The 20710-nt window shown below is 71.4% G+C and carries 19 protein-coding genes; 13 read left to right on the forward strand and 6 right to left on the reverse strand.

Annotated elements, in window-relative coordinates:
• The first annotated feature begins 58 nt into the window (after positions 1 to 58).
• Positions 59 to 463 carry a PadR family transcriptional regulator gene (locus G3I78_RS32060; RefSeq protein WP_164431246.1) on the forward strand — a complete coding sequence of 135 codons (405 nt, stop codon included), beginning with the start codon at positions 59 to 61 and terminating at the stop codon, positions 461 to 463.
• Entirely contained in the window at positions 460 to 1467 is a 1008-nt protein-coding gene (locus G3I78_RS32065) for a hypothetical protein (RefSeq protein WP_164431022.1), read from the forward strand. Before G3I78_RS32060 ends, G3I78_RS32065 begins: the two co-directional genes overlap by 4 nt.
• Here the strand turns inward: G3I78_RS32065 and G3I78_RS32070 are convergent.
• From G3I78_RS32070 to G3I78_RS32080, 3 genes are all read right to left on the reverse strand, one after another.
• Positions 1451 to 1945 (reverse strand): lamin tail domain-containing protein, encoded by a 495-nt coding sequence (locus tag G3I78_RS32070; RefSeq protein WP_164431025.1) that lies wholly within the window; start codon positions 1943 to 1945, stop codon positions 1451 to 1453. The genes G3I78_RS32065 and G3I78_RS32070 overlap by 17 nt on opposite strands.
• Before the next feature lie 82 nt (positions 1946 to 2027).
• Positions 2028 to 3404 carry a glycoside hydrolase family 43 protein gene (locus G3I78_RS32075; protein WP_164431027.1) on the reverse strand — a complete coding sequence of 459 codons (1377 nt, stop codon included), beginning with the start codon at positions 3402 to 3404 and terminating at the stop codon, positions 2028 to 2030.
• Positions 3405 to 3573: 169 nt separating this feature from the next.
• Positions 3574 to 4914, reverse strand: coding sequence for a jacalin-like lectin (locus G3I78_RS32080; protein WP_164431029.1), 1341 nt, complete (start codon positions 4912 to 4914; stop codon positions 3574 to 3576).
• Positions 4915 to 5189: 275 nt separating this feature from the next.
• On the opposite strand from G3I78_RS32080, the gene G3I78_RS32085 reads away from it, so the two are divergent.
• Positions 5190 to 6098 carry a peptidoglycan-binding domain-containing protein gene (locus tag G3I78_RS32085; RefSeq protein WP_164431031.1) on the forward strand — a complete coding sequence of 303 codons (909 nt, stop codon included), beginning with the start codon at positions 5190 to 5192 and terminating at the stop codon, positions 6096 to 6098.
• A gap of 4 nt (positions 6099 to 6102) precedes the next feature.
• Here the strand turns inward: G3I78_RS32085 and G3I78_RS32090 are convergent, their stop codons facing one another.
• The 3 genes from G3I78_RS32090 to G3I78_RS32100 form a co-directional block, all read right to left on the reverse strand.
• Entirely contained in the window at positions 6103 to 7509 is a 1407-nt protein-coding gene (locus G3I78_RS32090) for a hypothetical protein (RefSeq protein WP_164431033.1), read from the reverse strand.
• 196 nt (positions 7510 to 7705) lie between these two features.
• Entirely contained in the window at positions 7706 to 8980 is a 1275-nt protein-coding gene (locus tag G3I78_RS32095) for a cytochrome P450 (RefSeq protein WP_164431035.1), read from the reverse strand.
• Positions 8981 to 8990: 10 nt separating this feature from the next.
• A complete protein-coding gene (locus G3I78_RS32100; protein WP_164431037.1) occupies positions 8991 to 10340 on the reverse strand; it encodes a glutamine synthetase family protein in 1350 nt (449 codons plus the stop codon).
• Positions 10341 to 10672: 332 nt separating this feature from the next.
• On the opposite strand from G3I78_RS32100, the gene G3I78_RS32105 reads away from it, so the two are divergent.
• From G3I78_RS32105 to G3I78_RS32150, 10 genes are all read left to right on the forward strand, one after another.
• Positions 10673 to 10861 (forward strand): ferredoxin, encoded by a 189-nt coding sequence (locus G3I78_RS32105; protein ID WP_164431040.1) that lies wholly within the window; start codon positions 10673 to 10675, stop codon positions 10859 to 10861.
• A 4-nt stretch (positions 10862 to 10865) separates the two neighbouring features.
• Positions 10866 to 12077, forward strand: coding sequence for an FAD-dependent oxidoreductase (locus G3I78_RS32110; protein WP_343243901.1), 1212 nt, complete (start codon positions 10866 to 10868; stop codon positions 12075 to 12077).
• 11 nt (positions 12078 to 12088) lie between these two features.
• The gene (locus G3I78_RS32115) at positions 12089 to 12895 is read left to right on the forward strand and encodes an acetoacetate decarboxylase family protein (RefSeq protein ID WP_164431042.1); all 807 of its coding nucleotides are present in this window, start codon (positions 12089 to 12091) and stop codon (positions 12893 to 12895) included.
• A gap of 34 nt (positions 12896 to 12929) precedes the next feature.
• The gene (locus tag G3I78_RS32120; protein WP_164431044.1) at positions 12930 to 14393 is read left to right on the forward strand and encodes an aldehyde dehydrogenase; all 1464 of its coding nucleotides are present in this window, start codon (positions 12930 to 12932) and stop codon (positions 14391 to 14393) included.
• The gene (locus G3I78_RS32125) at positions 14386 to 15315 is read left to right on the forward strand and encodes a 3,4-dihydroxyphenylacetate 2,3-dioxygenase (RefSeq protein WP_164431046.1); all 930 of its coding nucleotides are present in this window, start codon (positions 14386 to 14388) and stop codon (positions 15313 to 15315) included. Before G3I78_RS32120 ends, G3I78_RS32125 begins: the two co-directional genes overlap by 8 nt.
• An 11-nt stretch (positions 15316 to 15326) precedes the next feature.
• Positions 15327 to 16172 carry a fumarylacetoacetate hydrolase family protein gene (locus G3I78_RS32130; protein WP_164431048.1) on the forward strand — a complete coding sequence of 282 codons (846 nt, stop codon included), beginning with the start codon at positions 15327 to 15329 and terminating at the stop codon, positions 16170 to 16172.
• A gap of 44 nt (positions 16173 to 16216) precedes the next feature.
• A complete protein-coding gene (locus G3I78_RS32135; RefSeq protein ID WP_164431050.1) occupies positions 16217 to 16852 on the forward strand; it encodes a TetR family transcriptional regulator in 636 nt (211 codons plus the stop codon).
• A gap of 162 nt (positions 16853 to 17014) precedes the next feature.
• Entirely contained in the window at positions 17015 to 18472 is a 1458-nt protein-coding gene (locus tag G3I78_RS32140) for an APC family permease (protein WP_164431052.1), read from the forward strand.
• Between the two features lie 58 nt (positions 18473 to 18530).
• Complete coding sequence (locus G3I78_RS32145; protein WP_164431054.1) at positions 18531 to 20021, forward strand: aldehyde dehydrogenase; 1491 nt, start codon at positions 18531 to 18533, stop codon at positions 20019 to 20021.
• On the forward strand, positions 20018 to 20710 hold the full coding sequence (locus tag G3I78_RS32150) for a gamma-glutamyl-gamma-aminobutyrate hydrolase family protein (RefSeq protein WP_164431056.1): 693 nt from the start codon (positions 20018 to 20020) through the stop codon (positions 20708 to 20710). The genes G3I78_RS32145 and G3I78_RS32150 overlap by 4 nt, the downstream gene beginning before the upstream one ends.

A 20710-nucleotide genomic window follows, 5' to 3' on the forward strand; every position in this document is an offset into this window, starting at 1 on the left:
TTCGGCTCGCTGAATATATCGGGAGCCGATATATTCTGGTTCCATGGCACCCAGGAACATGACACAGGCGGCGTTCTTCGTACTGACCGCTCTCGCCGATCAGCCGCGGCACGGCTACGGCATCCTGCGCGAGGTCGAGGAACTCTCCGAGGGCACCGTGCAGATGCGCGTCGGCACCCTGTACGGCGTGCTCGACCGGCTCACCGCCGACAGACTGATCGTGCTGGACCGCGAGGAGGTCCAGCAGGGTCGGCTCAGGCGCTACTACCGCCTCACCGACGAGGGCACCCAGGCACTGGACGCCGAGGCGGAGCGCCTGGCCGCCGGCGCCAGCGCCGCGAAGAAGCGCATCGCCGAAGGGCGCCGCGACCCCGGAACTACCGGTACCCCTGGAACCACCGGTACCCCTGGAACCACCGGCCGCCCCGCCGCGGGGCCCGGACTCGCCGGAGGCCTGGCATGACGACCCTGCTCGAGACCCGCTACCGGGCCGTACTGCGCCTGCTTCCCGCCTACTACCGCCGGGAGCGCGAGGAGGAGATGGTCGAGACCTACCTCTGGGACATCGACCAGGAGACCCAGGAGCAGAGCCGGCCCACCCTCGGCGAGGTCGCGAGCGTCGCCGCCCTGGCCGTGCGCAGCAGGCTTGGCGCGGTCGGCGCGCCCCGCCGGTACGCGGTGCTCGGCTCGGCCGTCCGGCTCTTCGCCCTGTTCGCCGTCCTGCTCCAGGCCGCGTCCGCGCTGGTCGACCGGGTGCTGGGGCTGACCTGGGCGTCGACCCGGGGCGGGAGCCAGTGGGAGATGTTCACGGACGGCTTCACCGGCCACGGCGTGGGGCACGGCATCGGCGCGGTCGCCCAGTGGTTCCTGCCGCTGCTGTGGCCGGTCGCCTACTTCGCCCTCCTGCGCGACCGCCGCCGCCTCGCCCAGGTGTCCGCCCTGGTCGCGGCCCTGCCCACGCTCTGGCCGCTGGCCGAACTCTGGGCCCTCGACTTCGCCCCCTCGGACTCCGCCTACGCCGTCGCGGCCGCCGTGCTGGCCTGGTCGTCGGCGCTGGCGCTGTGCGCGGCCCACCACCAGGACGCACCCCCGGCGGCTCTCCCCGCGGGCACGCCCGGACTGGTCCTCGCCGCCTGCTGTGTGCTGATGGGCGGTTCGGTGGTGGCCCTGCCCGACGGGGCCGACACCGTCTGGGCGCTCGTCACGTGCTACCTGGTGGCGGCCCTCGCCTGGCTGGTCCACTGGGCCCGCGGCGGCAGCCGGGTCCCCGCCCCCGGAGAGGCCGCCGCCCTCGCGGCACTGGGCCTGCTCCTGCTGGCGGTGCGGATCACCGCCGTCTACCCGTGGCTCGACGTCCTGCCCGGCTCGCTCCGCGTCGGCGTCCTGACCCAGGCGGCGGCCCTCGTCGCGCTGACCGCCGCGCTGTCTGTGGTGAGCGGACGCGACCTGCTCAGCCGTGGTACGTGATGTACCCGTTGCCGTCCCGGTCGTTGGTGCGCGCGGTGTACGCGTGGGTGTCGGCATACGCGCCCGAGGGCTTGTAGAGGCGGATCGTGTCCTTGTCGTTGTTCCAGATGAAATTGCAGTTGTTGCGGTAGACGACGTTGTTCGCGTCGGAGTCGGTGCCGCGGCCGCCGCGCAGCTTGACGTAGTCGCCGGGCTGGAGCGTGTGGTTCTTCGTGAACGTGAACTTGTTGGTGCTGGTGGAGTCCCTGACGACATACCCCTTCAGGTTCACCGTCGCGGTCCGCGAGTAGTTCTTGATCGTCAGGTACTCCTCGTCGGTGTTGCCGGTGGAGCAGCTGTTGGAGTCCCGGCCGGGGGCGTCGTACTGCACGCCCTTGATCTTCAGCGCCGACGAGTACTCGGTGGCGTGGGCCGGAACGGCGGTCAGCGCGGTCAGCGCACCCGCGGCCGCGAGCGCGGCTATGTGTCCTCTGCGCATGGAAATGCCCCCCTGTGAAGGTCTCGTGAAGAAGGTCTGGAGCGTATGCGACACGGACCGCGAGGGGGGCTTTTCGGAGAAATCAGTAACCCACTCGGAATGTGGCGTCCTGCTGCTCCGTGGTGGTGGAGATCGGGTCGATGCGCAGGACGTAGTTGGAGTGCCGGATGTAGCGCGTCGGGTTGTTGTAGGACCGGAACGACGTCCAGCTCGCGTCCGCGAGGCCCGCCGTGCGGTAGAAGGTCGCGTCACCGGCGAACGTCGACGTGCCGTCGTTCACGTCCAGCTGGAGCGCGTAGTTGTAGTGCCGCAGATAGCGGTCGGGGTAGTTGACCGACCGGAACGACACCCCGGAGCCGTCGGCGAGACCGGGGACGAGGGTCCACAGCGAGTCCTTGTACGGCTCGACCGGGTACTCGTCGATACGGCCCGTGTAGTTGGAGTGGCGGACGTAACGGGCCGGATAGTTGTAGGACTTGAGCCGGTTCCAGGCCGGTGCGCCCCACTTGGTGAGCAGGTTGTTGTACTCGGCCGTGGTGATCGTCGCGATACCGCAGTGCTTGGAGTTGAGCGGCTGGGTGTAGGTCCGCTGGTCCAGGGCCGTCCACGAGCCCGTGGCCGGGCTGCTCGACTGCCAGGCGTAGAAGACGCCGTTGGGCGTGTACGTGTCTCCCCACAGCCACCAGGTGTTCGACGTCAGGGACTTCACGACGGTCGGCGCCTCGGTGCCGCCGTGCGCCACGCCCGCGCTGAACTCGGTGAAGCTGCCCGGGTCGAGCGAGGTGGAGCGCGCGGACACCAGGGTCTGGTTCTTCTTGAAGAAGAGGTAGTTGTAGCCGCTGACCCCCACGGCCATGTCGCCGTCGATCACGTCGTACCCGGGGTCGAAGAAGACCTGCGGTGCCGAGGCCGTGACGAAGTCACTGGTGTAGTTGACCATGATCACGTTGTGGCCGCTGCTGTTGACCGCGGAGTAGATCACCGCGTACTGGCCCCGGCCCGCGTCCCAGAACGCCTCAGGCGCCCAGCTGTGCGTGGTCATGTCGTGCAGCTTCAGGCGCCGGTAGCCGGTGAGGGTGCGCAGGTCGGCGGAGTCCCAGACGTGGATGTACTGGCTGTTGTAGCTCCAGTCGGTGCCCTTGAGGTCGGTGGCCAGCACCACGAACGTGCCGTCCTGCTTGCGCATCAGGAACGGGTCGCGCAGACCGAGGGCGCCCGCGGTGGGGGTGACGAGCGGGTTGTTCTGGTTGAGCGGCGTCCAGTTGAGCCCGTCGGGGCTGACGGCGAGGTGGAGACCGTAGTCGGTGCCGTCGCCGAGGTTGGTCGACTCGGTGAAGTAGACCATCGCGTACGCCGAGTCGGCGGCGTGCGCGGTGCCCGCGCCGAGGGTCAGGGCGAGCGGCACGGCGGCGCTCATGCCCAGAAGGCCGCGACGGGACAGATGGGGGTTCGCGCTCATCTTGTTCTCCAGGTGACGTGCGGGGGACACCTCAATGACCGATATTTCGAACGGAGTTCGGTAAATCGATCAGAAAGTAGGGCCTGGCCATGAGCGCGTCAATCGTCCTGCCGCACCTTTGTGATTCCTGTGCACCCGGGGCGCGCGAGCGCGCCCCGGGGCGGGTGGGTCAGCGCTGGGTGTAGATGAAGCCGATCTTGTCGACCTCGTCGCCCGAGCGGCCGTGGAACCCGGCGATCTGCCAGCCGCTCGGCGCCGTGCGGGTCACGCAGTCCGAGGTGGTGGTGCCGCCGGCCAGGGTGCGGCCCAGGTTGGTCGTGAACTTGGCGTAGAAGATCCGGGTGTTGCCGTCCTTCACGCCCTGGCAGAGGTTCGCCGAGGTCACGTACTCACCGCTGCCCAGCGTCAGCGAGGACGCCGTGCCGCCGGTCCCGCCGTGCGTGAGCGTGGTGCCGCCTGCCAGGGTCACGCTCATCTGGTCGACCCGGGAACCGGCCCGCAGACTGATGGTCGTGGCGCGGGCGCCCGCGGAGACGCCGGTGATGTCGTTGAAGTAGTCGCCGTGCGGACCGCCGAACTGGTCGCTCAGCTGGTAGGCGGAGTTGCGCGACCACGTGAAGCCGACGGTGATCGGGTCGTGGTCGGAGAGCATCAGGTTGTCGCTGGTGAGGAACTTGGAGTGCTCGTTGTTGTACGACGTGGCGTTGAGCGAGACCAGCTTGCTGCTGCGGTAGAGGACCTTGTCGACGACCTCGCAGGTGTTGGGGACGGTCGTCCCGGTCTGGTCGCAGACCAGCGCGTCACTGCCCTTGGCGGGCGCGCTGCCGCCGCGGATCAGCTGGACCCAGGGGTCGGTGAGGCCGTTGGCCGCGGCGAACTCCGCGATGGTGTCGCCGGAGCGCGTGTACCGGGTGTTGGTGTCGCCCATGACCACGACCGCGTTGCCCGCGGAGTGCGAGGCGATGAACGCGGTCAGCTGGTTGAGGTTGTCCGCGCGCGAGGCGAGGTCCCCGTCGTTGGTGCCCGCGTTGGTGTGCAGGTTGTAGAAGTCGACGTACACCCCCTCGGCGAGACGCTCGCGCATGAAGGTGAAGCCCTTGGGGGTGAGGCAGTCACCCGAGTCGATCTGGCACGAGTTCCAGCGCACCCGCTCGAAGTCGTCCTCGTCGTACGCGATCTTCGACAGCGTGTTCAGCCCGCTGCCGATCCCGGCGCCGCCGCTGGTGGGGGTGCGGTAGGCGTGGTTGGTGTCGGCCGCGTAGAGGTAGGCGTGGTAGTTGAAGTCCTCCTGGACGTTCACGATATCGTACGGCGCTATCCGCTGGCCGATCGCCGTGGTGCTCGACTCGCGGGGCGTCGGCGCGCTGGAGAGGGCCTCGGGCAGTCCGGCCACGTTGTAGCTGAGGACGTTGAAGCTGCCCGAGTCGGCGGCCGCGGCGGGCGGGGCGGCCACGGCGAGTCCGCCGAGGACGGCGGCACCGGCCGCCAGACAGGCGAAGAGTCTGCGCATGGGGAGTGTCTCCTGGGGGAGGGGCGCGGGTGAATGGTGTGGGCGGGACAGAAGTTACCGCCGGTTACCCCATGTTGTCGCCGTCTCGGAGCATCAACTGCCCGTCGGATGACCCGGTGTTGGGACCCGGTGCCCGTCACCGTTCACCTCTGCTTCACGCGCGGTGGCCGAATCTCGGCTCTGCGGATGCAGACGCTCCGCATCAATAAGACTTGTGGAATTTCTGCGCGGGAGAACTGTCTACGATATGAAGATCGTACGGAGAGGGAACGCGCGTGAGTGAACCACCAGTCCTCGTCTGCCCGGAGTGCGGGGCGCCCAGGGCGACGGACGGCACTCCCTCCTGCTCCTGCGCGCACCGCGCCGCCGAGGCGCACCTGGAGGCCCGTACGGCCGAGGCGGCCGCCGCGGAGGACTTCGACCCGGTCCGGATCCGGCCGTTCGTGGAGGTCGGCGAGGAGCCCCCGGAAGCGACGGGCGAGCCCCAACCACCCATGTCCGGCACGGACTTGAGCGATTTCCCGGCAGTCCCGGAACCGCCCGCGCCCGCACCGGACGACGAGTTGTCCGAAGAGGGTCCCCGCGACGACGGCCCGGACCGCCGCAAGCGCCGGACGGTCCTGCTCGCCGGTGCGGGAGCCGCCGCCGCGGTCCTGGTGACGGGCGGATTCGTCGGCGGGATCTTCTCCTACGACGGCCCCTCCCGGGATGATTCCGTGGCCGGCGGCGTACGCGCGGGCGTACCGGAGGAGCCGCCTGCGTCGAGCGGCTCCTCGTCCGCGACCCCTTCTCCCGCGGCGACCCCGACGGGTCCGTCCGCATCGCCCACCTCGTCGGCGACCGCCGGCCCGACCGACGCCACGGCCTCGCCCAGCGACACCGCCACGCCGACCGGCTTTCCGTCCAGCGCCGCCGCCACGGCCACGGTCGCCCCGGGACCCAGCGCCTCGGGCGGCGAGGCCCCCGTCCTCAGCCTCGGCGACCAGGGCGCCGAGGTCGTCGAACTCCAACTCCGCCTGAAGCAGGTCGGGTTCTACGACGGCGACGCCGACGGCGACTTCGACCGGGAGGTCGAGAGCGCCGTCCGCACCTACCAGGTCACCCGCTTCGTGCTCCAGGACACCTCGGGCGTCTACGGCAAGGCGACCCGGACCGCGCTGGAGTCCGAGACCTCGGAGCCGTGACCGGCTACTTCCGGTGCCCGTCCGACGGGTGGGCCCGGTCGGACGGGTGGGCCCGGTCGTACGGGCGCGGGTAGGCCGCGGGGGCGTAGGGGACGTAGCGCGCGGCCGACGACTGGTCCGCCTTCGTGGCACGGGAGTTGAGGGCGGCGGGGTCGCTTCCCAGCCAACGGCCCGTCGTGATCCGGTCCTCCAGGGTGTGCAGGGCGGCGATCTGCTCGCCGGGGCTGAACGTGCAGTGGCCCGCGTTCTCGACGTACCGCTGACGCAGCAGCGCCGCCGAGCCCGCGGCGGTGGCCGCCCGCCGGTACGCGCTCTCCGCCTGCACCGGGATCAGCGCGTCGCCGGTGGTGTGGATGTCCAACTGGGGTTTGGTGAGGCGCCCGGTGAAGGAACTCGTACGGCTCATCCACGCCACGGCCTCGCTGTCGGCGTGGGTGCGCGGGGCGCGGTTGAGGGCGGCGAGGTCGGTCCTGAGGGACAGCCCGGCCTTCTTGTACAGCTCCTCGACCTCTTTGAGATAGGGGGAGTTGCGCAGCATCCGGCCGTAGTCGACCCCGGTGTTCCACGACATGTTGCCGCCCGCGCGGGACTCGGCCTCCTGGCGCCAGACGAAGGCGGGGAACTGCACCAGCCCGATCACGGCCTGGAACTGCCCGGCCTGCTGGGCGTCCCAGTCGGTGGGCGCGGGCCGGGGCTGTGAAGGGTCGTTCCAGCCGGGGATGTTGTGCAGGGCCGCGGCGAGCGCGATACGGGCCCGGCCGTCGGCGGACGACTGGGCCGAGGTGACCGTCGTCGTCATGGCGTCCGACGCGGCGCTCGCCGCGGCGGGACTCGGCAGGTCCGTCAGGGGGATCTGGGAGCCGGGCGCGAGCAGCGTCCTGAGCGCGAAGACCGGGTCCAGGGTGCTGTTCCAGTTGGCGACCCCGCCCTGCACGAGCCCGCACATGGACAGCGAGCCGGCGACGCGGGAGGCGTGGCGCTCCGCGAGGGCGGTGGTGACCAGGCCGCCGTACGAGGTGCCCCAGGCGATCGTGCGTCCGGCCCGGCCGAAGCGGGCGGTGAACGCGTCGAGGGTGGCGAGCTGGTCGGGCACCGCCTCCGTCACCGCCCAGCCGTTGGTGGCGTACGAGGAGCCGATGAGCGCGTAACCCCGGGCCAGCAGCAGTGACTTGGTGGTGTCGTCGGGCGCGTTGCGCGCCGGGTTGGGGGCGCCGGCCGGTGTGTAGCCGTGGCTGTAGAGCAGGACCGTGCCGTTCCAGCCGGCCGGTACGTCCATGAGGTAGGCCGCGCCCGACGGCAGCGTGCCCTCCACATGGGCGGCCCCGGTGGCATGGGCGGCGGGTGCGACGGGGGCGGCGAGCAGCAGGGCCGCCGCGGTGACGAGCGTACGGGTGCGGATGCGGTGCTTCACGAGACGTGGGCTCCCTTGGGCGCAGGCCGTTGTTGCCGTGACCGGAGTGACCGGCACCGTGAAGCTAGGCGTATTTATGGCGAGCGTCAATAATGTGCACAACATCGGCCGATAGTGCCCGGTCGGCCTCCACGGCGAGGCCCGCCGTCCTCCGTGCGGAGGACGGCGGGCCCGGTGCTGTTCCTGTTGGGGCGGATCAGGCGAGCGTCACTTCCACCGGCAGCCTCTTGATGCCGTTGACGAAGTTCGAGCGCACGCGCGGGACTTCACCGGTCAGCCGGATGCTGGCGAGCCGGGGGATCAGCTCCTCGAACATGATGCGGATCTCGGTGCGGGCCAGCAGGTTGCCCAGGCACAGGTGCGGGCTGCCCTTGCCGAAGGTCACGTGGTCGTTGTGCTGCCGGGCCACGTCGAAGTCGTACGGATTGCCGAAGACCTCCTCGTCCCGGTTGCCGGAGGCGTACCACATGACGACCTTGTCGCCCTCCCTGACCTGCTTGCCGCCGAGTTCCACGTCCCGGGTCGCGGTGCGCCGGAAGTGGTAGACGGGGGAGGCCCAGCGCAGGAACTCCTCGACCGCCGTGGGGATCAGGGACGGATCGTCCCTGAGGCGGGCGAGCTGCTCGGGGTGCTGGAGGAGGGCCAGCATCGAGTGGGTGATGGTGTGCCGGGTGGTCTCGTTGCCCGCCACCACCAGGAGCAGGAAGTAGTTGTCGAAGTCCTGCGGGGAGAGCGGGATTCCGTCGCGCGGGGTGGTGTTGACCAGCTTGGAGACCAGGTCGGTGCCCTCGCCGCCGCGCCGCTGCCGGGCCAACTCCCGTCCGTACTCGAAGACTTCGAGCGAGGCCGGGGAGCGGAACGGCAGGTCGCGGTACTTCTCGCTCTCCGCGCTGTGCAGCAGGACGTCGGCGTAGTCGGGGTCGGTGTTGCCGATGATGCGGTTGCCCCAGTCGATCAACTGCTGGTTGTCCTCCGGCGGCACGTCGAGCAGACGTGCGAGGACGTTGATGGGGAAGTCGGCGGAGACCTCCTTGACGAAGTCGAAACTGCCCTTCGCCAGGGCCGCGTCCAGGGTCCTGGCGGTCAGCCCGCGCAGGAAGTCCGTGTAGCTGTTGATGACCCCGGCCCCGAACTGGCGCTGGATCACGCTGCGCAGGGCGCGGTGACGGACGCCGTCCAGCTCCAGGATCGAGGCGCGTTTGCTGATCTGGTCCTCGTCGACCTCCTCCAGGTTCACGAACCGGGTCGAGGTGAACGTCTCCGCGTCCCGGTCGACGCGCGCGATGTCCGCGTGCCGGGTCACCGCCCAGAAACCGGAGTTGGGCGCCTCCTCGGGCTGCCAGTGCACCGGGGCCTCGTGGCGCAGGGTGTGGAACATCCGCCAGGGGGTGATGCCGTCGGTGAAGTGGTCGAGGTTCGCGAGGTCGACGTCGGCCAGGCGCATGGGCTCGGTGGTGGTGGCTGTCGTCATCGGGGGCCCTTCACAGGTGGTAGGCGTACTCGGTGAACTCCCAGTCGGTGACGTGCCGTTGGAAGCGTTCGACCTCGTTGCGCTTGTACGAGAGGTAGGAGCTGGTGAAGTCCTTGCCGAGCAGGTCGGCGAGGTCGGTGTCGGCCTCCAGCGCGTCCAGCGCGGCGGACAGGTCCGTCGGCAGCACGGCCGCCTTGGCGGTGTCGTAGCCGTAGCCCTCCAGCGGGGCGGGCGGCTCCTCGCCGGCCAGGTCGCCGAGCAGCGCGGCGGCGGCGGTCGCGGCGATCGCCAGGTAGGGGTTGGCGCTCGCGTCGCCGAGACGCAGTTCGAGCCGGGTCCCTGAGCCCCGCTCGGGCGGGATGCGGACCATCGCGCTGCGGTTGTCCATGCCCCAGTCGATGAGCCAGGGCGCGAGGGTGTCGGGGCCGAAGCGTTTGTAGGAGTTGATCGTCGGGTTGAGCAGCGCGGCCAGGGCGGGCGCGTGGGCCAGGACCCCCGCGACCGCGTGCCGCGCGGTGTCCGACAGGCCGTGGGCGCCGGACGGGTCGTCGAAGGCGTTGCGGTCCTCCGGGCCGGTGCAGGACAGGTGCAGATGGAAGCCGGAGCCGCCCGCGTCGTTGAAGGGCTTCGCCATGAAGGTGGCGAGCCTGCCCTCCCGCCGGGCTAGCTCCTTGATCGCCGCCTTGAAGCGGAACGCCCGGTCGGCCGCCGACAGGGCCTCGGAGTGCAGCAGGTTGATCTCGAACTGCCCGCCGTCGAACTCGTGGTTCCCGCTGAGCACCCCGAGACCGAGACTCCTGACGTGGCGCAGGGTGCGCAGGAGATGGTTGTCGGGGTCCGCGCGCAGGCCTGCCGTGTAGACGACGCCCGGGTCGGCGCCGTAGCGCCGCCAGCCGCCGGACGGGTCGCGGTCGCACAGGAAGTACTCCAGCTCGGGCCCCACCACCGGGCTCAGACCGTGCTCCTCGCACCGAGCGAGCACCGACCGCAGCAGGTCGCGCGGCGACTCGGGCGCCGGGGCTCCCGTCGCCGGGTCGACCACGTCCGCGAGACAGGCGGCGACCCCCGGCTCCCAGGGCAGGGCGACCAGGGTGGTGAGGTCCGGCCGTACGCAGATGTCCGGCAGACCGGCGTCCAGGCCGCCGCTCACCGGCACCACATCGCCCTGCGGACTGGTGTGGTAGACGGCCCGGCAGAAGGCCAGCCCGTGTTCCACGGCGCGGGGGAGCTCCTCCAGCAGTACGTCGCGGGCCCGGTCCGTGCCGATGAGGTCGGGATACGTCACCCGGACGACATCGATGCCGTCGGCGGCGAGCCGGTCCATGTGGCGGCGGACTTCTGACAGGTCTTGATCGCTCACCGTTGTCTCCTCGGGCGGACGTCGGGACACCTCCGGGAGGCGGGTCCGGGAGGCGGGTGGCGTGACGAAAGGGATCCGGGGCGCTGTGCGAGAGACGGCCCACGGCCTGTTGTTTGAAGCCAAACGGTATGGAGGGGTGCGCCTCGCCGCAAGGGGTCGGCGAAAAGAATTTATCCATACGGATAGCTATTGACCAGGGGGTGGCGTCTGCCTACCTTGTTTGAAGCCAAACGAGTTGGGGGTGCGGTTCCCGTGCCCCTTTGGCCGGGGCCCGGCCGTCCGCGGCCGGGCCCCACTTCCCCTTCGCTCCCGCTCCCTCAGGAGGACCGGCCATGAAGGTCGTCGTCGACATGAACAAATGCCAGGACCACGGCCAGTGCGTCTTCGCGGCCCCCGACGTGTTCTCCATGGACGACGCGGGACACCTGGCATACGTGTCCGCCCCCGACGAGTCCCTGCTCGACGAGGTCGAGGAAGCGGCCGACGTCTGCCCGCTCCAGGCCATCCGGATCGAGGCCTGAGGCCGTGCCGTCCGCACGCGTCCTCGTGGCCGGCGCCTCCATGGCCGGTCTGCGCGCCGCCGAGCAGCTGCGCGCGGCGGGCTGGAGCGGCACGATCACCGTCGTCGGCGACGAGCCCCACATGCCGTACAACCGGCCGCCGCTCTCCAAGGAGGTCCTGGCCGGCAAGGCACCCTTCGCGTCACTGGCCTTCCGCCCCAAGGCGAGCGTGGCCGACGTCGACTGGCGGCTCGGCGTGAAGGCGGTCGGAGCCCGGCTCGCCGAACGGACCGTCTCCCTCGACGACGGCTCGACACTGTCGTACGACGGACTCGTCGTCGCCACCGGGATGCGCCCCCGGCGCCTGTCCTGCCCGGGCCCGGTCCAGGGACGTCACACGGTCCGCACCCTCACCGACGCCCAGGGCCTGCGCGCCGCTCTGACCAGGCCCGCAGCCCGGGTCGTCGTGGTCGGAGCGGGCTTCATCGGCTGCGAGGTCGCCGCGACCGCCGTGGGACTCGGCGTCCGGGAGGTCACCGTCGTCGACCCGCTGCCCCTGCCGATGGTCGGCCCCCTCGGCGAACTGCTGGCCCGGGCCCTGCTGAAGCGGCACGAGGCACGCGGAGTGCGCTTCGCGCTCGGCACCGGCGTGGCCGGATTCACCGGCGAGGACCGGGTCACCGGAGTCGCGCTCGCGGACGGGACCGTGCTGCCCGCCGACGTGGTCGTGGAGTCGGTCGGCTCGGTCGCCAACACCGAGTGGCTCGACGGCAACGGACTCGACCTGAGCGACGGCGTGCTGACCGACGAACTGCTGCGGGTCGGCGGCCGGCCCGAGGTCGTCGCGGTCGGCGACGTGGCCCGCTTCCCCAACGCCCGCTACGACGGCGTACCGCGCCGCGTCGAGCACTGGTCCATCCCGACCGACACCGCCAAGCACGCGGCGCGCGCCCTGGTGGCCCATCTCGCCGGTGCCGAGGGCGAGCCGGCGGCCTTCGCGCCGCTGCCCACCTTCTGGAGCGACCAGCACGAGTTCCGGCTCCAGTCCTTCGGGGCGCCCCTGCTCGGCCGGGACGACGTCCGGGTCCTCGACGGCGACCCGGACGGTGACGTGCTCGTCGGATACCACCACGGCGGCCGGCTCGTCGGTGTCGTGGCGCTCGGCGGCCAGGCCGTCGCCGCCTCCGCCGCCCGCTACCGCGCCGAACTGCTCAAGCAGCCCGCCCTCACCGCGTAAGGAACCCCGCCATGTCCGCTCTCCGCGGCTACTTCACCCCCAAGACGGCGAGCGGTGCCTCGTCGCTGATCCCCGCGCCGCCGTGGCGCTACTCCGGCGACCTGCTCACCGTCGAGTACCGCACCGATCCCGCGCGGGTCCGTGAACTCCTCCCCGAGCCCCTGGAGTTGGCCGACGAGGACCCCGGCGCGGTCGCCCTGATCTGGGCCGACTGGCAGTCCTGCTCACAGTCGGGTGCGGAGCTGCTCGACCCCGTGCTCGCCCAGTACAAGGAGGCCTTCGCGGTCGTCCGGTGCAAGTACCGGGGACAGACCTACACACGGTGCGTGTACATCTGGGTCGACAAGGACTTCGCCATCGCGCGCGGGCTGCACCAGGGGTATCCGAAGAAGCTCGGGTCCATCCACCAGACGCGGCCGCATCCGTACGGGCCCGCTCCGCGGATCGAGGCGGGGGCCCGGTTCGGGGCGACGCTGGCGGCGGCGGACCGGCGACTCGCGCAGGCCGTGGTGACCCTGCGGGAGCCCGCCGGGTCGAACGGCTTCGTGAACGCGCACCCGATGGCCCATCACCGGTGGCTGCCCTCCATCGAGAAGGGCAAGGGGCTGGCCCTCGACGAGCTGATCGAGTCGGGGGCGGCCTCCTTCGAAGGCGGGCAACCCTGGGTGGGGGAGGCCGAGTTGGAGTTGTTCGAGGCGCCCACCGAGGAGCTGGCCCGGCTGGAGATCCATGAGCCGATCGCCGCGTACTACCGGCAGGTGGGTGTCGTCTGGGACGGCGGCCGGCTGCTGGAGTCCGGCACCTCGGGTGCCCAGTGACCCCCGTACGCATCGCAGGACTTGGAGACCGGACATGACCGAACACACCCTCACGGTCGCCGGGGTGACCGTCGACACCCGGCACTGGATCGGCGGTGAACGCGTCGCCTCCGCCAGGACGTTCACCGATGTCTCGCCCATCGACGGCGCCGTCATCGGCGAGATCTCGCGCGGCACACCCGTCGAGGCCGCCGCGGCCGTCGCCGCCGCGAAGGCCGCGTTCCCCGCCTGGGCCGCGACCTCCCGGGCCGAGCGCGCCCGCCTCCTGCACGCCGTCGCCGACGGCGTCGAGAAGCGGATCGAGGAGCTCGCCATCGTCGAGACCACCGACAACGGCGCCCTGCTGCGCTCCCACCGGCGCGGTGTCATGCCCCGGGTCGCCCACAACTTCCGTTTCTTCGCCGACCGGTTGCTGACGCTGGCCCACGAGGACTTCGAGACGCGCGGCCACGCCAACCACGTCAGCTGGGACCCGGCCGGACCCAGCGTGCTGATCACGCCGTGGAACGCGCCGCTGATGCTGGCCACCTGGAAGGTCGCCCCGGCGCTCGCCGCCGGCAACACCGTGGTCCTCAAGCCCGCCGAGTGGACCCCGCTCACCGCCTCCCTCCTCGCCGACATCGCCGCCGAGGCCGGGCTGCCCGCCGGAGTGCTCAACGTCGTCCAGGGCTACGGATCCGAGATCGGCGACGCCCTCACCTCCCACCCCGACGTGCGGCGTATCAGCTTCACCGGGTCCGTGCCCACGGCCCAGCGCATCGCCGCCTCCGCCGCGGCCCGCCTCACCCCCCTGAGCCTCGAACTCGGCGGCAAGTCCCCGCTGCTGGTGTTCGCCGACGCCGACCTGGACCTCGCCGTCGACCTCGCCGTGGAGCAGTACGACAACGCCGGTCAGGTCTGCCTGGCCGCCACCCGGATCCTCGTCGAGGACTCCGTGGCCGAGGAGTTCACACAGCGCTTCGTCGACAAGACGACCGCGCTCAGGCAGGGGGACCCACGCGACGAGTCGACCGACATCGGGCCCAATATCCATCCCCGCCAGCTGGAGAAGATCGACGGGTTCGTGCGACGTGCCCTGGAAGCGGGAGCCCGCGCTGTCGTCGGCGGACACCGGGGTGACGGCCAGTACTACGCGCCGACCCTCCTCACCGACGTCGCCCAGGACTCCGAGATCGTCCAGGAGGAGGTCTTCGGGCCCGTCCTGACACTCCAGACCTTCGCCGACGAGGAGGAGGCCGTACGGCTCGCGAACGACACCCGCTTCGGACTCGCCGCCACCGTCGCGACGGGGGACCGGGAGCGCGCGGAGCGGGTCACCGCCCGGCTCGTCGCCGGGACCGTCTGGGTCAACTGCTTCTTCGTCCGCGACCTGAGGGCCCCCTTCGGCGGCTCCCGCCACTCCGGCGTCGGACGCGAGGGCGGTACCTGGAGCTTCGACTTCTACTGCGACCTGAAGAACACCGTCACCGCACCGAAGGGGTTCGAGGACCATGGGTGAGATCGTCGGGGCCGGGCTGCTCGCCCACGTCCCCACCATCGTGCTCCCGGAGGCCGACCGGCTGGAGCTCAACGAGGGCAAGGAGATCACCCTCGTCACCGGCCTGCGCGAACTGCGCCGGGACGTCTTCGAGAAGGACGACTACGACACCGTCGTCGTCCTCGACTCCCACTGGGCGACCACCGTCGAGTTCGTGATCACCGCCCAGCAGCGCCGCGCCGGGCTGTTCACCTCCGAGGAGCTGCCGCGCGGCATGTGCCGGATGCCGTACGACTTCCCGGGCGACCCCGAACTCGCCCGCAACGTCGAGAGGTTCGCCGACAAGCACGGCACCTGGATCACCGCGATCGACGACGAGTACCTGCCGATCTATTACGCCACCACCAACCTCTGGAAGTTCCTGGGGGAGGGGCTGCCCGAGAAGCGGTGGGTGACCGTCGGGGTCTGCCAGACCGGTGACATGGAGGACCATCTGCGCCTCGGGCGGGCCCTCGCCGACGGCATCGCCGCCACCCCCGGCCGCCGGGTCCTGGTGATCGCCTCCGGCGCCCTCTCGCACACCTTCTGGCCGCTGCGCGAACTGCGCGACCACGAGGCCAGCGACCCCGCGCACATCCGCACCCCCGAGGCCCGGGCCGCCGACCACGAGCGGATCGCCTGGTTCAAGGAGGGCCGGCACGACAGGGTCCTCGACACCATGGACGAGTTCTGGAGGGTCAAGCCGGAGGCCAAGTTCTTCCACTACCTGATGATGGCCGGCGCGCTGGGCGAGCGGTCCTGCGTGGCCGAGGGCCGCCAGTACGGCGAGTACGAGAACTCCGTCGGCACCGGCCAGGTCCACCTCTGGTTCGACCGGCCCGCCGGCGGCTGGACCGGCACCGGCCTGCCGAACACCCCGCGCACCCCTCACAGCCGTATCTAGGAAGGCCCGCCATGCCCGAGTACCGCCGCATCCTCCTCGACGGCGCGGCCGTCCAGGTCACCGCCGAAGGCGACGAACTGGTCGCCGGCGACGGCCGCCGCGTCAAGACCGACGAGGCGCTGCACCTTCCGCCGGTCGTGCCGTCGAAGGTGATCGCCGTCCACCTCAACCACCGCAGCCGCGTCGACGAGTTCCGGATCGACCTCCCCGACACCCCGACCTACTTCCACAAGCCGACCTCCGCCCTCAACTCCCACCGGGGCGCGGTCGTCCGCCCCGAGGGCTGCAAATGGCTCAACTACGAGGGCGAGGTCGCCATCGTCATCGGCCGCACCGCCCGGAACGTCTCCCCGGCCGAGGCGGGCGAGTACATCGCCGGTTACACGATCGCCAACGACTACGGCCTGCACGACTTCCGCGACACCGACGCCGGGTCCATGCTCCGCGTCAAGGGCTCCGACACCCTGTGCCCGCTCGGCCCCGGCCTGGTCACCGACTGGGACTTCCGCGGCAAGACCCTGCGCACCTATGTCAACGGGCAGGTGGTGCAGGACGGTTCGACTGACGAGATGAAGTGGGACATGCACTACCTCGTCGCCGACATCGCCCGCACCATCACGCTGTACCCCGGTGACGTGCTGCTCTCCGGGACCCCGGCCAACTCCCGTCCCGTGCGGCCGGGTGACGTGGTCGAGGTGGAGGTGGAGGGGCTCGGCAGGCTCACCAACCACATCGTGACCGGGCCCACCGCCGTCCGCGCCGACGTCGGCGCGCAGCCCACCGAGTCCGAGGAAGTGCTGTCCACCGCGCTGGGCGGGGACTGGGAGTTCCGTGGCGTCCGGCCGCCTCGGCGGTGAGCGGCGAATCCTGCCCCGCGGGGCGGGCGGGTAGGGTCGCGGGCATGACCGAACCGGCCCGGACCTCGCAGAAGGCACCCTCCCGTGGCCGCCGACCGACCAAGCGGCTCGGCTACGGGGAGGGCCGGGAGGCGCTGCTCAAGGCCGCCGTGCGGGTGGTGGCCCGGCGCGGGCTGCGCCATCTGACCTACCGGGCCGTCGCCGAGGAGGCGGGCGTCACCCACGGTCTGGTGGTCCACCACTTCGGTTCCCGCGACACCCTGATCGAGGAGTCGCTGGCCTACGCGATCCGCACCAGCCTCAGCAGCAGCCTCCTGGAGCCCGGCACCGGCCGCCCCGAGGACTTCGTCGCCGGCCTCACCGACATGGTCGAGGGCGACCCGGACGGCCAGGCCTACCAGTACGAGCTGCTCCTGGAGGCCCGCCGCAGGCCCGAACTGCTGCCCCAGGTGCGCGAGCTGTACGACGAGTACTTCGGCGCCTCGCAGCGCGAGCTGAGCCGTATCCTCCCCGGTGACGCGAGCCCGGCCCTGAACCGGCTGGTCTTCGCCGCGCTGGACGGACTCGTGCTGCACCAGGTGACCGGCCTCGGCACCCGCGAGGACACCGAGGCGGCCCTCACCGAGCTGCGCTCCCTGCTGCACCGACTGGGCGCGGGGCGGTCCGCGGACGACGACTGAGCGTGCCCGCTCACAGGCCCCCCGTCGCGCCCGCGGCGGGGGTTTCTCCTGCGTAAATTCCTCGCCCCACCCCCTTGCCAGATGGATAGTTCCGGCCCACCATGGGGCAACTCGTTTGGCTCAAAACGAAATCTCTCCTCTTTCCCTCAGCAGGTGATCCGAGTGGACAGTCAGACGGTCGACGCCTCCTCGCAGACCGGGGAGGGCTCCCGCTCCGCGGCAACCCTCAAACGCAACGCCCTGGGCGTCCTGGGCATCCTCTTCTTCGTCCTGTCCGCCCAGGCGCCGCTCACCGGCATCGCGGGAGCCGTCCCGATCGCCGTCGCCATGGGCAACGGCCCCGGAGCCCCGGCCGCCTACGCCGTCGCCGGCGCGGTGATCCTGCTGTTCTCGGTGGGCTTCGTGGCCATGGGGCGGCACGTCGTGAACGCGGGCGCCTTCTACACCTACATCGGCAAGGGGCTCGGCCGCACCACCGGCAGCGTCAGCGCCGCCGTCGCCCTGTTCGCCTACTGCACGGTCCAGGCCGCGATGTACGGCCTCTACGGCGCCACCGTCAGCGGCCTCGTCGCCCACTACGCCGACGTGCAGATCGCCTGGTGGGTCTGGTCGCTGATCACCATGGCCGTGGTCCAGGCCCTCGGCGCCGTCGGTATCGAGCTCGGCGCCAAGGTGCTCGCCGTGTTCGTGCTCGCCGAGTTCAGCATCCTGCTCGCCTTCGCCCTGGTCACCCTGTTCAAGGGCGGCGGCCCGGAGGGCCTCGGTCTCGCCGACACCTTCTCGCCCGGCGCCGTGCTGGACGGAGCACCCGGCGTCGCCCTCATGTTCGCCGTCGCGTCGATGTTCGGCTTCGAGGCCACCGCGATCTACGGCGAGGAGGCCCGCGACCCCCACCGCACCGTCCCCCGGGCCACCTACCTGTCGGTCGCCGTCGTCACCGGGTTCTTCGCCTTCACCTCCTGGATGCTCATCTCCTCCTACGGCGCCTCGAAGGCCACCGCGGCCGCCGGAGCGGCCCTGGAGGGCGGCGACTCCACGGTGTTCGTGTTCGCGCCGATCGCCGACCAGTTCGGCGGCTGGGTCAACGACGTGCTGCCCGTGCTGCTCGCCACCTCCCTCTTCGCCGGCATCCTCGCCTTCCACAACTCCGCCAACCGCTACCTGTTCTCCCTCAGCCGCGAGGGCCTGCTGCCGTCCCGCCTGCGTTCCCTCAACAGTCGGCAGTCGCCCTGGGCCGCGGGCTTCGCGCAGACCGCGATCGCGGTACTCCTCGTCGTCCCGTTCGCCCTCGCGGGCAAGGACCCCGTCCTCACCCTGTTCTCCTGGTTCAGCGGCGTCGGCGTCCTCGCCTGCATGCTCCTGTACTTCCTGACCTCGATCTCCGTGATCGTCTTCTTCCGCCGCGAACGGCTCGACACCCGGCCCTGGAACACCCTCGTCGCGCCCGCCCTCGGCGCCCTGGGCCTGGCCGCGGTGATCGTGCTGGTCCTCGCCAACTTCACCACCCTCATCGGCGGCGACTCCACGACGGCCGCCTGGCTCGTCGCGGCCGTCCCCGCGGTGCTGCTCCTCGGAGCCGCGACCGCACGCCTGGTCCGCCCCCGGACCGCCGACCACTGACGTGCCCGAGCGGGGCCCGGCCGTGCCCGGGCCCCGCACACCCCGGAAGAGGAACCTCATGCTGGACGTCACCCACGACGACCTCCTGCGCCGGGCCAAGGCCCTCGAACCGCCCACGGACCACCACATCGACGGCACCGACGAGCCCGGCGGCGGGGCCGCCTTCGCCGTCGTCTCGCCCCGCGACGGACAGATCCTCACCGAGGTGGCCGACGCGGGCGAGGCCGAGGTCGACCACGCCGTCGCCGCCGCCCGCCGCGCCTTCGACTCCGGCCCCTGGCCCCGGCTCGCCCCCGCCGACCGCGGCCGCGTCCTGCTGCGCGTCGCCGAACTCCTTGAGGAACAGAGGGAACGGCTCGCCCTCACCGTCACCCTGGAGATGGGCAAGCCCGTCACGGACGCCCACGACATCGAACTGCGCGCCCTGATCAACACCTTCCGCTGGTACGGCCAGCTCGCCGACAAGCTCACCGACGAGTCCCCGCACACCGCGCCCGACGCCCTCGCCCTGGTCACCCGGGAGCCCGCGGGCGTGGTCGGCGCGGTCGTCCCCTGGAACTTCCCGCTGACGCTGGCCGGCTGGAAGGTGGCCCCGGCGCTCGCGGCCGGCTGCACGGTCGTCCTCAAGCCGTCGGAGAACTCGCCCCTGTCCGCCCTGCTCCTCGGCCGGATCGCCACCGAGGCCGGGCTGCCCCCGGGCGTCCTGAACGTGGTGAGCGGCAACGGCCCGGTCGCCGGCCGGGCCCTCGGCCGCCACCCCGACGTCGACGTCCTCGCCTTCACCGGCTCCACCGCCGTCGGCCGCCACTTCCTGCGCCACTCCGCCGACTCCAACCTCAAGAGGGTCTGGCTGGAACTCGGCGGCAAGTCACCCAACATCATTCTCCCCGACGCCCCCGACCTGGACCGGGCCGCGGCCACCGCCGCCTGGGGCATCTTCTTCAACCAGGGCGAGATGTGCACCGCGCCCTCCCGGCTCCTCGTGCACTCCTCGGTCGCGGACCGGGTCACGGAGGCGATCGTCCGGCGGGCGAGGGAACTCAGGGTCGGCGACCCCCTCGACCCGGCCACCGAGATGGGCGCCCTCGTCGGCGAGAGCCACCTGGAACGTGTCCAGGGCCACATCGCCACCGGCCTGACCGAGGGCGCCCGGCTGCTCACCGGCGGCTCCCGCACGCTCGCGGACACCGGCGGCAGCTTCCTGGAGCCGACCGTCTTCGACCACGTCGGCCCCGGCACCCGGCTCGCCCGCGAGGAGATCTTCGGCCCGGTGCTGTCGGTCCTCGCCTTCGACGACCTCGACGAGGCGGTCCGGCTCGCCAACGCCACCGAGTACGGCCTCGCCGCCGGCCTGTGGACCTCCGACCTGTCCACCGCCCACCGGGTCTCCCGCGCCCTGAAGGCCGGCACGGTCTGGGTCAACTGCTACGAGGAGGGCGACCTCACCGTGCCCTTCGGCGGCATGAAGCAGTCCGGCAACGGGCGCGACAAGTCCGCCCACGCGCTGGAGAAGTACACCGAGCTCAAGACGACCTGGATCCAGCTGTGACCCGTCCCCTGATCGCCGTCCCCGCTCGCTTCGCGGCCACCACCTCCGCCCTGCGGTACGCCGCCGAGGTCAACGCCCGCGCACTGATCGAGGCGGTCTGGCGGGCCGGGGGCGAACCGGCGGGCATCCACCCCGCCGACACCGGGGTCGCCGACCGCCTCGCCCGCTTCGACGGCGTGCTCCTGCCCGGCGGCGGCGGCCTCGCCCCACAGCGGTACGGCGCCGCCGACACCCACGACACGGTCTACGACGTCGACGACCTCCAGGACACCTTCGACCTCCGGGTCGCCCGCCACGCCCTGGACTCCGGCATCCCCCTGCTGGCGGTCTGCCGGGGGCTCCAGGTCGTCAACGTCGCCCTCGGCGGCACCCTGGAACAGGACATGGGCGGCCCGGACCGGCAGCACCGCCATGTCGTCCACCGGGTCACCGTCTCCCCGGGCACCCGGCTGGAGGCGGCCACCGGCACCGACAAGACGGACGCCTCGTGCTACCACCACCAGCGCGTCGACCGCCTCGGCACCGGGCTCACCGTCACCGCCGTCGCCGAGGACGGGACGGTCGAGGGCCTCGAACTCGCCGACGGGCGGGGCTGGTTCACGGCGGTCCAGTGGCACCCCGAGGACACCGCGCACCAGGACCCGGCCCAGCAGGGGCTGTTCGACGCCCTGGTCCGGGCGGCCCGCTAG

The sequence above is a fragment of the Streptomyces sp. SID13726 genome, from assembly GCF_010548375.1.
GTDB lineage: Bacteria > Actinomycetota > Actinomycetes > Streptomycetales > Streptomycetaceae > Streptomyces.